The sequence below is a fragment of the Pseudonocardia hydrocarbonoxydans genome, assembly GCF_006539565.1.
GTDB classification, from domain to species: domain Bacteria; phylum Actinomycetota; class Actinomycetes; order Mycobacteriales; family Pseudonocardiaceae; genus Pseudonocardia; species Pseudonocardia hydrocarbonoxydans.
The window spans coordinates 54,349-67,472 of the sequence record NZ_BJNG01000025.1 but is presented as its reverse complement, the minus strand read 5'-3'; the positions used below and the strand labels follow the sequence as shown (position 1 = coordinate 67,472).

The 13,124-nt window shown below is 75.8% G+C and carries 11 protein-coding genes; 10 read left to right on the top strand and 1 reads right to left on the bottom strand.

Annotated elements, in window-relative coordinates; all coding sequences use genetic code 11:
- Window positions 1-14 precede the first annotated feature (14 nt).
- From PHY01_RS15460 to PHY01_RS15425, 8 genes are all read left to right on the top strand, one after another.
- Entirely contained in the window at window positions 15-788 is a 774-nt protein-coding gene (locus PHY01_RS15460; RefSeq protein ID WP_307723973.1) for a DUF3027 domain-containing protein, read from the top strand.
- Entirely contained in the window at window positions 785-3,565 is a 2,781-nt protein-coding gene (locus tag PHY01_RS15455) for a sacsin N-terminal ATP-binding-like domain-containing protein (protein ID WP_141279365.1), read from the top strand. The genes PHY01_RS15460 and PHY01_RS15455 overlap by 4 nt, the downstream gene beginning before the upstream one ends.
- A gap of 36 nt (window positions 3,566-3,601) precedes the next feature.
- On the top strand, window positions 3,602-4,885 hold the full coding sequence (gene mshA / locus PHY01_RS15450; protein WP_246085921.1) for a D-inositol-3-phosphate glycosyltransferase: 1,284 nt from the start codon (window positions 3,602-3,604) through the stop codon (window positions 4,883-4,885).
- A gap of 50 nt (window positions 4,886-4,935) precedes the next feature.
- Window positions 4,936-5,394 (top strand): type III secretion system chaperone family protein, encoded by a 459-nt coding sequence (locus tag PHY01_RS15445; protein ID WP_370467356.1) that lies wholly within the window; start codon window positions 4,936-4,938, stop codon window positions 5,392-5,394.
- 75 nt (window positions 5,395-5,469) lie between these two features.
- Complete coding sequence (locus PHY01_RS15440; protein ID WP_141279362.1) at window positions 5,470-7,983, top strand: AMP-binding protein; 2,514 nt, start codon at window positions 5,470-5,472, stop codon at window positions 7,981-7,983.
- On the top strand, window positions 7,980-8,942 hold the full coding sequence (locus PHY01_RS15435) for a DUF4349 domain-containing protein (protein ID WP_141279361.1): 963 nt from the start codon (window positions 7,980-7,982) through the stop codon (window positions 8,940-8,942). Before PHY01_RS15440 ends, PHY01_RS15435 begins: the two co-directional genes overlap by 4 nt.
- A 100-nt stretch (window positions 8,943-9,042) precedes the next feature.
- Window positions 9,043-10,614, top strand: a complete 1,572-nt coding sequence (locus PHY01_RS15430) for an AMP-binding protein (protein WP_141279360.1) — start codon at window positions 9,043-9,045, stop codon at window positions 10,612-10,614.
- A gap of 120 nt (window positions 10,615-10,734) precedes the next feature.
- Window positions 10,735-11,238 carry a MarR family winged helix-turn-helix transcriptional regulator gene (locus PHY01_RS15425; RefSeq protein WP_141279359.1) on the top strand — a complete coding sequence of 168 codons (504 nt, stop codon included), beginning with the start codon at window positions 10,735-10,737 and terminating at the stop codon, window positions 11,236-11,238.
- Here PHY01_RS15425 and PHY01_RS15420 read toward each other — a convergent pair.
- Entirely contained in the window at window positions 11,187-11,693 is a 507-nt protein-coding gene (locus PHY01_RS15420; RefSeq protein ID WP_141279358.1) for a VOC family protein, read from the bottom strand. The genes PHY01_RS15425 and PHY01_RS15420 overlap by 52 nt on opposite strands.
- Before the next feature lie 64 nt (window positions 11,694-11,757).
- On the opposite strand from PHY01_RS15420, the gene PHY01_RS15415 reads away from it, so the two are divergent.
- Together PHY01_RS15415 and PHY01_RS15410 are read left to right on the top strand one after the other, a co-directional pair.
- Window positions 11,758-12,264: a MarR family winged helix-turn-helix transcriptional regulator gene (locus PHY01_RS15415; protein WP_141279357.1), complete on the top strand. Its 507-nt coding sequence runs from the start codon at window positions 11,758-11,760 to the stop codon at window positions 12,262-12,264.
- A 6-nt stretch (window positions 12,265-12,270) separates the two neighbouring features.
- A complete protein-coding gene (locus PHY01_RS15410) occupies window positions 12,271-13,005 on the top strand; it encodes a phosphoglyceromutase (RefSeq protein WP_141279356.1) in 735 nt (244 codons plus the stop codon).
- Window positions 13,006-13,124: the final 119 nt, after the last annotated feature.

Genomic DNA, 13,124 nt, shown 5'->3' with positions numbered 1-13,124 from the left:
GCACAATCGTCGCGGTGAGCGCCGAACCCACCCCTCCCGCCCGGCTGGTTCACGCTGTGGAGCAGGCCAGGGCCGCCGCCGTCGAGGACGCCACCACCGACCTGGGCCGCGCGAGCGCCGAGTCCGCCGTGGGCGAGCACCTGGGTGCCGTGGTCGAGGACCCGGGCACGCTCACCCACTTCTTCGCCGCCACCCAGGGCGGGTACCGGGGGTGGCGCTGGTCGGTCACGCTCGCGGCCGACGAGCAGGGCCCGATCACCGTCTGCGAGGTCGTGCTGCTGCCCGGGGCCGACGCCGTCGTCGCGCCCGCGTGGGTGCCGTGGCAGGAGCGGATCCGCCCCGGCGACCTCGGGGTGGGCGACCTGCTCCCCGCCCCCGCCGACGACGAGCGCCTCGTGCCGGGCTACCTCGCCGTCGACGACGCCGACCTCGACGTGCCGATCGCGATCGAGGTCGGGCTGGGCCGCACCAAGGTGCTCTCGCGCGCGGGCCGCGACGCGGCCGCCGACCGCTGGACCGAGGGCCCGCACGGCCCCGGCGCCGACATGGCCCGGGCCGCGCCCGGGTCGTGCGGCACCTGCGGCTTCTTCCTGTCGCTCGCGGGCTCGATGCGCGGCGCGTTCGGCGTGTGCGGCAACGAGTACGCCCCCGCCGACGGCGCGGTCGTGGCCGTCGGGTTCGGGTGCGGCGCGCACTCCGACGTGGTGGTCGAGGCCAGCTCGCCGGTCGCGGTCGCGGAGCTGGTGTACGACGACGGCGTCGACCTGGAGCCGGTCGCCTCGTCGTGACCGACCCGTTCGGCACCGCGGCCCTGCGGTCCGCGGTCCTCGACGCGTGGGCGTCCTCGCCCACCCGGTTCCGCGAGGACGCCAACGCCGAGGAGGACCTGCGCCTGGGCGGCTACGCCGACGCGTGGTTCGTCGAGCTCGCCCAGAACGCCGCCGACGCCGCCCGCGCCGCCGGGGTGCCCGGCCGGATCGAGGTCGCGCTCGCCGACGGGGAGATCCGGGTCGCCAACACCGGCGCCCCGCTGGACGCCGCCGGGGTCGCGGCGCTGGCCTCGCTGCGGGCCTCGGCCAAGCGCGACACCGACTCCGTCGGCCGCTTCGGCGTCGGGTTCGCCGCCGTCCTGGCCGTCACCGACGCCCCGCGGGTGCACTCGACGACCGGCTCCGTCGCGTTCTCCGCCGCCCGCACCGCCGCGGCCGTCGCCGGGCTGCCGGGCGTCGTCGCCGAGCTGGGCCGCCGCGACGAGCCGCCGGTGCTGCGCCTGGTCTGGCCGGTGGACGGGGCGCCCGCCCTCGACACCGAGGTCCGGCTGCCGCTGCGGCCCGGCCTCGACGGCGCCGCGCTGCTGGCCCGCGCCCGCGCCGACGCCCCCGACCTCCTGCTGGCCCTGCCCGACCTGCACGAGATCGTCGTCGACGGCGACGCGGTCCGGCGCGAGCCCGACGGCGACGGGGTGGTCGTGGACGGCCGCCGCTGGCGCCTGGCCCGCCGCCGCGGGCGCCTGGCCGGGGCCGTCGACGCGGCCGTCGAGCAGCGGGGGCGCCGCGACTGGGCGGCGACCTGGGCGTTCCCGCTCGACGCGCCGCTGCCCGCCGACGAGGTGCTGCACGCCCCCACCGCCACCGGTGAGCGCCTCGGGCTGCCCGCGCGGCTGATCGCCACCGTCCCGCTGGAGCCCGACCGCCGCCGCGTCCGCCCCGGCCCGGGCACCGACGCCGTGCTCGCCGGCGCCGTCGAGGCCTACCTCGACCTGGTCCGCGCCACCCCGCCCGCCGAGCGGGCGGCGCTCGTCCCGGCCCCCGGCTTCCCGCACTCGGCACTCGACGGGCGGCTGCGCGAGCTGGTCCTCGACGCACTGCGCCACACCGCATGGCTGCCCGCGGCCGACGGCTCCGAGATCGCGCCCGCCCGCGCCCGCCGGCTCGACCTCCCCGACGCGGACGCCGTGCTCGCGCTGCTCGGGTCCGCCGACCTGGCCGCCGCGCCACCACCGGTCGCGCTGGGGGTGGAGCGGCTGTCGGCGGCCGGGCTGGTCGAACGGCTCGCCGGGTCCGACCGGCCGCCGTCGTGGTGGCGGGAGCTCTACGCCGCCCTCGCGCCGCTGGTCGGGCTCGTGCCCGGGCTCTCCGACGACCTGCGGGCGCTGCCGGTCCCGCTCGCCGACGGGCGGATCGCGCACGGCCCGCCCACCGTGCTGCTGCCCGCCGGCGTGGAGTTCGGGCCGTCGCTGCCGGGGCTGCACCTCGTCCATCCCGACGCGGTGCACCCGCTGCTCGCGCGCCTGGGCGCGACCGAGGCCGACGCCCGCGCGCTGCTGGGGCATCCCGCGCTGCTCGCCGCCGTCGAGGGCTCCCTGGACGACGCCGACGCCGGGCTCGACGTGCGCCCGCTGGCCGAGGCGGTACTCGCACTGGTGGCGCGGACGGGCCCGGTCGGCGGCCTCGGCGCACTGGCCCTGCCCGCCGCCGACGGCCTCCCGGCCCGCGCGGACGAGCTGATGCTGCCCGACGCCGCGCTGGCCCCGCTGCTCGGTGACGACCCGCCGCTCGGCGTCGTCGACGCGCCCTGGGCCGACCGGGCCGCGCTCGTCGCCGTCGGGGTGCTGGACGGGTTCGCCGTTGTCGTCGACGAGGACCCGACCGGCCCCGACCACGACCTCGACGACGAACGGCGCTGGTGGGACACGCTGTCCGAGCCGCCCCGGCGGCTGGTGGCGGTGCGCGATCTGGACCTCGTCGCCGACGACCGCTGGCCGGCCGCGCTCGAGCTGCTCGGCGCGGGCCGGGAGACCCGTGAGGCGCTGACGGGTGGCGGGTACACCGCCTGGTGGCTGGCCCGGCACGCCCGGATCGGCGGCCGACCGCCCGGGCACTGGCGGCTGCCGTCCGCGACGGCGATCGGTGCCCTCTACGACCCGGTCCCGGGGACTCGGGAGCGGGATGCGGGGGACTCGCGGGAGGGGGTGTGGGCGGCGGCCGGGGTGCGGGGCGGGCTCGCCGTCGCCGACGCCCGCGACGCCGCCGACCTGCTGCACCGACTCGCCGACCCGGCCCGGCAGCCCGACGTCGCGCTGGTGGCCGACGCCCACATCGCGCTGGCCGACGCCGTCGCCGCCGGGCGGGTCGACCCGGCCGACCTCGACGTGCCGGGCCACGTCCGGGCGCTCGACGGCACGGTCGTCCCCGCCGAGGTCGCCGTGGTGCTCGACGCCCCGTGGCCCGCGTCGGTGCTCCCCGCGGGCGAGCTGGTGGCCGGGGGCGATCCCGCCCTGCTCGCCGAGCTCCTCGACCTCCCGCTCGCCACGGAGGTCGTCGCCGGTGCGCCCGAGGGGGCGGGGGAGGCGGTCGCCTGGGCCGACGTCGCGGAGGTCGTCGTGGCCTGCCACACGCTGGGCGTCGCGGTGCCGGGAGGCACGCTGACCCGCCACGGGGAACTGTGGGTGGGGATCACCCGGCCGGTCGCCGGTCGCCTCCGGGTGCCGGCCTGGCCCGACGGCACCGGCGGCTGGCACGCCGAGGACCCCCTCCGGGCCCTGCTCGCACTACTTGCGGAGTGAACGATTGCCGGGTGAACGAACGTGCTACACAGAGCCGTGACCTTCCAGCGCCGGCCCCGTCGCGTCAGCGTGCTCTCCGTGCACACCTCGCCGCTGGAGCAGCCGGGCACCGGTGACGCGGGCGGCATGAACGTCTACATCGTCGAGACCGCCCGCCGGATGGCCGAGCGCGGCGTCGAGGTGGAGGTCTTCACCCGGGCCACGTCCTCGGAGCACCCGCCGGTCGCGGAGCTGGCCCCCGGCGTGCTGGTCCGGCACATCGCGGCCGGGCCGTTCGAGGGGCTGGGGAAGAACGACCTGCCCAGCCAGCTGTGCGCGTTCACCGCGGGCGTCCTGCGCACCGAGGCCCGCCACGACCCCGGCCACTACGACGTCGTGCACTCGCACTACTGGCTCTCCGGCCAGGTCGGCTGGCTGGCCCGCGACCGCTGGGGCGTACCGCTGGTGCACAGCGCCCACACGCTGGCGCGCGTCAAGAACGCGGCGCTGGCCGACGGCGACCAGCCCGAGCCGATGGTGCGGGTCATCGGGGAGGACCAGGTCGTCGCCGAGGCCGACCGGCTGATCGGCAACACCGACTCCGAGGCGCGGGAGCTGATCGAGCTCTACGGGGCAGACCCGCGCCGGGTCGTCACGATCCCGCCGGGCGTCGACCTCGACCGGTTCGTCCCCGGCGACCGCACCGCGTCCCGGCGGGCGCTCGGCCTCGCCCCGGACGCCGTCGTGCTCGCCTTCGTCGGCCGCATCCAGCCGCTCAAGGCCCCCGACGTGCTGCTCCGCGCGGCCGCGGAGATGCTGCGGCGCGACCCGGCGCTGCGCGCGCGGCTGGTCGTCCTCGTGGCGGGCGGGCCGTCGGGCAGCGGGCTCGCCGCACCGACCTCGCTGCAGGCCCTCGCCGCCGCGCTCGACCTCACCGACGTCGTGCGCTTCCTCCCGCCGCAGCGCGGCCACGGCCTGGTCGACGTCTACCGCGCGGCCGACCTCGTGGCCGTGCCCAGCCACAACGAGTCCTTCGGCCTCGTCGCGCTGGAGGCGCAGGCGTGCGGCACGCCCGTCGTCGCCGCGCGGGTCGGCGGGCTCCCGGTGGCCGTCGACGACGGGCGGTCCGGCCTGCTGGTGCCCGGCCACGGCGCGGGCCAGTGGGCCGACGCGCTGCGCGCCGCGCTGCGGCGGCGCGACGTGCTGGCCGCCGCCGCCGTCGGGCACGCCCGACGCTTCTCCTGGGACCGCACCACGGAGTCGCTGCTCGACACCTACGCCGGCGCCGCCGCGGAGTTCGCCGAGCGCCAGGGGGTGCCCGCGGGGATGATCGCCCTGTGAACGACAGCCCCGATCACCCCGCGCAGGAGACCGCCGACACCGAGGCCGTCATCGCCGCCGCGCTCGCCGAGCTCGAGGTCGACCACCACCGGCGCGAGCCCGGCCAGTTCCTCGTCACCCTGCCCGGCACCGCCCGCCTGCAGACGCACTGCTGGCTCGTCGTCCGCGACCACGCCGTGTTCGTGCAGGCCTTCGTCTGCCGGCGCCCCGACGAGAACCACGAGGGCGTCTACCGCTTCCTGCTGCAGCGCAACGCCCGGCTCTACGGCGTGCACTACACGATCGACCGGATCGGCGACATCCACCTCACCGGCCGGATGGCGCTGCACGCCGTCACCGCCGGGGAGGTCGACCGCGTGCTCGGCCAGGTGCTGGAGGCGGCCGACGGCGACTTCAACACCCTGCTCGAGCTGGGCTTCGCCACCTCCATCCGGCGCGAGCACGCCTGGCGTTCCGAGCGCGGGGAGTCCACGGCCAACCTCAAGGCGTTCGAGCACCTGTTCGGCTGACCACCTGCCGGGACGGCTCTTGGAAAACTGAGGCTGGCCTTATGTAATGACAGGGTGAACTCAGAGTCGGGGTGCGTGCCCTTCGCTGGGCGGTTGCGTTCCCGGGGATCGGCGCTCGCCGTCGTGGGTCCGGACGGCGGATCCCTCACCTACCGCGACCTCGCCGACCGGGTCGACGACGTCGGCGACCGGCTGGGCGCGCGGCGCCGGCTCGTGCTGCTCGGTGCGGGCAACGACGTCGACACGCTGGTGACCCACCTGGCCGCCCTGCGCGGCGGGCACCCCGTGCTGCTGGCCGCGGGACAGGACCCGCGGACGCTCGCCGCGCTCACCGCCCGCTACGACCCCGACGTCGTGGCCGGCCGGGTCGACGGTGCGTGGACGCTCGTCGAGCGCCGCCGCGGATCGGCCCACGACCTGCACCCCGACCTGGCGGTGCTGCTCTCGACGTCGGGATCGACGGGGTCGCCGAAGCTGGTTCGGATCCCGGCGTCCGGGGTGGTCGCCAACGCCGACGCCATCGGCGAGTACCTCGACATCCGGCCCACCGACCGCGCGGCCACCACGCTGCCGCTGCACTACTGCTACGGGCTGTCGGTCGTCCACTCGAACCTGGCCCGCGGCGCGGCGCTGCTGCTCTCGGACCGGTCGGTGACCGACCCGGGGTTCTGGACGGCGTTCCGCGACGGGGCCGGGACGAGCCTGCACGCGGTGCCGCACACCGTCGAGCTGCTCGACCGCGTCGGGTTCCCCGAGATGGAGCTGCCCCACCTGCGCTACCTCACCCAGGCGGGCGGCCGCCTCGCCCCCGACGTCGTGCGCCGCTACGCCCGGCTGGGCGAGCGCCGGGGCTGGCGGTTCTTCGTGATGTACGGCCAGACCGAGGCCACGGCCCGGATGGCCTACCTGCCCCCGGAGCGGGCCGCGGAGTGCCCCGGCGCGGTGGGCGTCCCCATCCCCGGCGGGTCCCTGGACATCGAGGACCCGGACCCGACCGGCACCGGCGAGCTCGTCTACCGCGGCGCCAACGTCATGCTCGGGTACGCCGAGCAGCCCGCCGACCTGACCCGCGGGCGGGACGTGCACGCGCTGCGCACCGGCGACCTGGCCCGCAGGCGACCCGACGGGATGATCGAGATCGTGGGGCGGCGCAGCCGGGTGGTCAAGCCGTTCGGGCTGCGGATCGACCTCGACCGGGTCGAGCAGCTCCTCGCTGCGCAGGGGTGCACCGCGGCCTGCACCGGCGACGACGCCCGGCTCGTCGTCGCCGTCACCGGCGGGGCGGACACGGCGCGGGTGAGGCGGTTCGTGGCCGAGCGGACCGGGCTGCCGGACGTCGCGGTGCGCGTGGTCGGCCTCCCCGAACTGCCCCGGCGACCGAACGGGAAGATCGACTACGCGGCCGTGGCCCGCCACCGGCCCCGCAGGCGGATGCGATGGCCCACCGCGCGCCCGCGGACCGTGCCCGGCGCCTTCCGGGCGGTGTTCCCGCTGGCCGCGCTGCCCCCCGACGCGACGTTCACGAGCCTGGGCGGCGACTCGCTGTCCTACGTGCAGATGACCCTGGAGCTGCAGCGGGCACTGGGCCACCTGCCGGCCGACTGGGAGACCACGACGATCGGCGCGCTGAGCGAGCTGCCCCGCCGCACCCGGGTCTGGGTGACGGCGGAGACCGGGGTGGTGCTGCGGGCGGTGGCGATCGTGCTCGTCGTCGGCTCGCACGTCGGCCTGTTCGACGTCAAGGGCGGCGCCCACCTGCTGATGGGCGTCACCGGGTGGGCGTTCGCCCGGTTCGTACTGGCCGGCGGCCCGCGCCGGTGGACGATCCTGCGCGCCACCGCCCGGATCGCGGTCCCCACCGCGCTGTGGATCGCCTGGCGGGCCCGTACCGAGGACGACGTCGTCCTCAGCCAGGCGCTGCTGGTCAACCAGTTCCTCGACCCGTCGGCGTGGGGCTACTGGTACGTGGAGTCGCTGTGCCAGATCCTGCTGGTGCTGGGCCTGCTGCTGGCCGTGCCCGCGGTGCGGCGCTGCGAACGGGCCCGCCCGCTCGGCTTCGCGCTCGGGTTGCTCGGCGTCGCGCTGGTCGGCCGGCTGTTCCCGCTGCCCGGCAACGAGTTCTCCGACCGGCTGATGAGCACCCACCTCGTGCTGTGGCTGTTCGTGCTGGGCTGGGTCGTCGCCCGGAGCACCGGCCCGGTGCAGCGCGTCGCCGTCGCCGGGCTGGTGGTGGTGCTGGTGCCGGGCTTCTTCGACAGCCCGCTGCGCGCCGCCGTCGTGACCGGGGGCCTGCTGCTGCTGGCGCTGGCGCCCCGCATCGCCGTCCCCCGCCCGCTCGTGCGGCCGGTCGGGGCCGTCGCGGGGGCCTCGCTGGCCGTCTACCTGACCCATTACGCGGTCTATCCCGAGCTGCTGCCCCACGCCTCGCCGCTGCCCGTCGTCGTCGCCTGCGTGGTGACCGGGATCGGGGTCCAGGCGGGGCTCTCCGCCGCGGCCCGGTCGCTGGCCCGGGCCCACCGGGCCCTCCGACACCGGACCGTGACCCCGCTGGGCCAACCGTTCCCGGTGGCGGTGCCGTCCTCCCCGTGACGCCCGGGGTCGCCCCGGGCCACGAGGAGGCGATGACGGTGGTGCGCAGGGTGTCCCGCAGGACGGCGGTCGCGGTGCTCGCGGCCCTGGTGGTGCTCGTCGGTGCGGCGGTGGCGATCGGGTCGGGCGGCGGGGGCTCCGCGTCCTCCGTCGGCTCGCCCGCGACGGCCGAGTACGCGCCGTCGGAGAGGATGGTCGGGGCCCCGGGGGCGGACGCGGCGGCGGGCGGGGTCGCGGCGGACCGGGCGGCGGTGCCCGAGGACCCCGCGCCCGGTGTGCCCGTCGGTGTCGTGCAGCGCTCGCTCGTGCGATCGGCCGCGCTCACCGTCGAGGTGGCCGACCCGGCGGCGGGCGCGCGGGACGTGCGCGCCGCGGCGGTGGCCGCGGGCGGGTTCGTCGCGCAGGAGCAGTCCGGGCGCGACACCGGGTGGATGGTGCTGCGGGTGCCGGCCGACGCGCTGGACCGCCTGACCGAGCAGGTGTCGGCGCTGGGCACGGTGACCGAGCGCAGCACCGCCGTCGTCGACGCGACGGAGGAGGTCGTGGACCTCGACGCGCGCGTCGCCGGCCAGCAGGCGAGCGTGGCGCGGGTCCGCGCGCTGCTGGCCGAGGCCACCTCGATCGGGGACGTGGTGGCGATCGAGTCCGAGCTGGCCCGCCGCGAGGCCGACCTCGACTCGCTCACCGGACGGCTCGCGGCCCTGCGCGACCAGGTGGCGCTGTCCACGCTCACCGTCGAGCTGCGCGGCCCGGAGTCCCCGCCGGTCGGGGCCGCCGCCGACGCGCCGGGCTTCCTCGACGGGCTCGCGGCGGGCTGGGCGGGCCTGCTCGCGCTCGGCACGGGCGTCGGCGCGCTGCTGGGGTTCGTGCTGCCGTTCGTCCCGGTGCTCGCCGTGGTGGGCGGGATCGCCTGGGCGGCCGCGCGCGGGGTGCGCCGCCGCCGGGCCGCGTCCACCTGACCGTCCGCCCGGACGGACCCGTTCGGGTGTTTCGGGCGGGTTCTAGAGTGGGTCGCCCGCCGGAGCCGGTCCGCCCGGGTGTGCCCGAGGGAGTGCAGCAATGCCCGTTCGCAGTCCGTACCCGGACGTCGAGATCCCCGAGATCTCCCTGTTCGACTTCCTGTTCACCGACTTCGGTGGCCGCGACGCCGAGCCCGCCCTGATCGACGGCGGCTCGGGTGCGTCGATCTCGTTCGCCGAGCTGCGCGGGATGGTCGAGAAGATCGCCGCCGCGCTGGCCGAGCGCGGGATCGCGAAGGGCGACGTCGTCGGCATCTTCGCCCCGAACACCCCGTACTACGCGGCGGTCTTCCACGGCATCCTGCGCGCCAACGCGATCGTCACCAGCGCCAACTCCCTCTACAGCCCCGGTGAGCTGGCCCACCAGCTCACGGACTCCGGCGCGAAGCTGCTGTTCACCGTCTCGCCGTTCCTCGACCGCGCCGCCGCGGCCGCCGAGCAGGCCGGGCTCCCGGCCGACTCGATCATCGTGCTGGACGCGGCCGAGGGCTACACCTCCCTGCACGACCTGTGGGGCACCACCGCCGCCACCCCGGCCCAGGACACGCTGCCCACCGACACCGCGGTGCTCCCGTACTCCTCGGGCACCACCGGGCTGGCCAAGGGCGTCATCCTCACCCACCGCAACCTGGTGGCGAACCTGCTCCAGATCCAGCAGATGGGCACCGTCACCGGGGACACCCGCATCCTCGCCGTGCTGCCGTTCTTCCACATCTACGGCATGACCGTGATGATGAACCAGGGCCTGCACGCGAACGCCACCGTCATCACGATGCCGAAGTTCGACCTGCCGGAGTTCCTGCGGATCATCGCCGACCACCGCATCCAGCGGGTCTACATCGCACCGCCCGTGGCCGTAGCGCTGGCCAAGCACCCGATCGTCGACCAGTACGACCTGTCCTGCATCGACATCATCTTCTCCGGCGCGGCCCCGCTCGACGCCGAGCTCGGGCACGCGATGGGCAAGCGGCTGGGCTGCACGGTGCTGCAGGGCTACGGCATGACCGAGCTGTCCCCGGTCAGCCACTGCATGCCCGACGACCGCCCCGACCTCGACCTCAACTCCTCGGGCTTCGCGCTGCCCAACATCGTGTGCAAGCTGGTCGACCCGGAGACGGGCGAGGAGGTCGGCCCGGGCGGGCGCGGCGAGCTGTGGGTCAAGGGCCCCAACGTGATGGTCGGCTACCTCAACAACCCCGAGGCCACCGCGATCACCCTGGACGACGAGGGCTACCTGCACACCGGTGACGTCGCCGAGGTCACCGAGGACGGCGTGTTCTCGATCGTCGACCGGGTCAAGGAGCTCATCAAGTACAAGGGCTACCAGGTGCCGCCCGCCGAGCTGGAGGCCCTGCTGCTGACCAACCCGAAGATCGCCGACGCCGCGGTCATCGGGGTGCGCGACGACGAGGGCGAGGAGGTGCCCAAGGCGTTCGTGGTGCTCCAGGACGGCGTCGAGCTCAGCGCCGACGACGTCATGGCGTTCGTCGCCGAGCGGATCGCCCCGCACAAGAAGGTGCGCGTGGTCGAGTTCATCGACGTCATCCCGAAGTCGGCCAGCGGCAAGATCCTGCGCAAGGACCTGCGCGCTCGCGAGGCCGCCAAGGCCTGACCGAGCACACCGCGGCGTCGCCGTGCACACCTCCCGGCGTGTGCACGGCGACCGTGGGCTGTGCACGGTGCCCCCGGGGCCGCGGGTGGAGCCGGGCGCAGACGGGCTTACAGTGGTTCGATGGCGCAGCCGGAGACCGCGTGGTCGATCACCCTGGAGGAGCAGCTCTGCTTCTCGCTCTACGCCGCGTCCCGGGCGATCGTCGGCTGCTACCGCCCGCAGCTCGACGCGATCGGCCTCACCTACCCGCAGTACCTGGTGATGCTGGTGCTCTGGGAGCGCGGGGAGGCCACGGTCACCTCGATCGGCTCGGCGCTGCAGCTGGAGACGGGCACGCTGTCGCCGCTGCTCAAGCGGCTGGAGGCGGCGGGCTTCGTCTCCCGCCGCCGCCAGGAGAGCGACGAGCGCTCGGTGCTCGTCTCGCTCACCCCGGCCGGGAGCGACCTGCGCGACCGGGTCCCCGACATCGTCCGCCGCGTCCGCGACGCCACCGGCATGCCGCCCGAGGAGCTCGACCGGCTGCGGCACACCCTCGACACGCTGACGCGCACGCTGCGCGCGGACGAGGCCGCTCAGCCGGTCGGGACCGAGACCCCCACCCCGCCGCGGGTGTCCGCGCCGTAGCGGGCGATCTCGGCCTCGACGTCCAGGGCCGCGGTGCGCATGCCGGTGTCGGGGCCGAGCAGGTCGGCCGGCACGAGCCAGCTGACCTCGAACTCGATCCCGTCGGGGTCGCGGGCGTAGAGAGCCTTGGTGCTGCCGTGGTCCGACGCGCCGACCAGGGACCCGCGCTCGCTCAGCACGCCCGCGATGCGGCGCAGCTCGCCGAGCGTGTCGACCTCCCACGCCAGGTGGTAGAGGCCCACGGTGCCGCGGCCCGCGGCCGAGTCGCCCGCCTGCGCGCCGATCGCGAACAGGCCGAGGTCGTGGTCGTTGGTGGAGGCCTCGGCCTGCAGGAACGCGGCGCGGCCGGGCACGCCTGCGACGGTCCGGAAGCCGAGTGCCTCCTGGTAGAAGGCGACGCTGGTGTCGAGGTCGCGGACGTAGAGGACGGCGTGGTTGAGGCGCTGGACGGGCATCGGGTCTCCTTTGGTTGAACGCTCATACATTAACACATGAATGTTCAACGGCTAGGATGGCGCCGTGACCGACGACGGGTGGCTGACCGCCGAACAGCTGGACGCCTGGCTGACGTTCCGGGCGGCCTCCACGCTCCTGGACGCGGCCCTGGACCGCCAGCTCCAGCGCGACGCCGGGCTGCCGCACGCCTACTACCTGATCCTCGCGATGCTCTCCGACGTACCCGGCCGCACGCTGCGGATGAGCGACCTGGCGCTGATGACGCAGAGCTCGCAGAGCCGGCTCTCGCACGCCGTGGCCCGGCTGGAGCGCAACGGCTGGGTCCGCCGCGTGCCCTGCCCCGACGACCGGCGCAGCACCCTGGCCCGGCTCACCGATGCCGGGTTCGACGTCCTCGCCGCCGCGGCGCCCGGGCACGTCGCCACGGTCCGCGCGCACGTGTTCGACCGGCTCACCGCCGAGCAGGTGGCCCAGCTCCGCGAGATCGGCGCCGCGATCCTGGGCGGGCTCGACGCCCCGCAGGCCTGCCCCGACCGGTCCCCGGCGCAGGCGGCCCGGCTGGCAGAGTGAGCGCCCATGGGAACCCTGGTGCTGCTCCGTCACGGGCAGAGCGTGTGGAACGCCGAGAACCTCTTCACCGGCTGGGTGGACGTGCCGCTGACCGAGACCGGTGAGCAGGAGGCCCGCCGCGGCGGCGAGCTGCTGCGCGAGGCCGGGCTGCTGCCCGACGTCGTCCACACCTCGCTGCTGCGCCGCGCGATCTCCACCGCGCACCTCTCGCTCGACGCCTGCGACCGGCACTGGATCCCGGTCAAGCGCGACTGGCGGCTCAACGAGCGCCACTACGGCGCGCTGCAGGGCAAGGACAAGAAGCAGACCCTCGCCGAGTTCGGCGAGGAGCAGTTCATGCTCTGGCGCCGCTCCTACGACACCCCGCCGCCGGAGATCGAGCCCGGCTCCGAGTTCGACCAGACCGGCGACCCGCGCTACGCCGGTGTCCCCGTCCCGCGCACCGAGTGCCTCAAGGACGTCGTGACGCGCTTCCTGCCGTACTGGGAGTCCGAGGTGGTCCCCGACGTCGCGGCCGGGAAGGTGGTGCTGCTCGCCGCGCACGGCAACTCGCTGCGCGCGCTCGTCAAGCACCTCGACGGCATCTCCGACGCCGACATCGCCGGGCTCAACATCCCCACCGGCATGCCGCTGCGCTACGACCTCGACGACGACATGCGCCCCACGGTGCCCGGCGGCACCTACCTCGACCCGCAGGCGGCCGCCGACGCCGCGGCCGCGGTGGCGGCGCAGGGCCGCTGACGCCGCTCCCGAATCGCCGGAAGGCCACCTGCACGCCATCTGGTTGCGTGAAGGTGGCCTTCCGGCAATGGGGGTGGACGCGCCGACCGGTGAACGCGGCGTGAACGGGGGTCGAAATG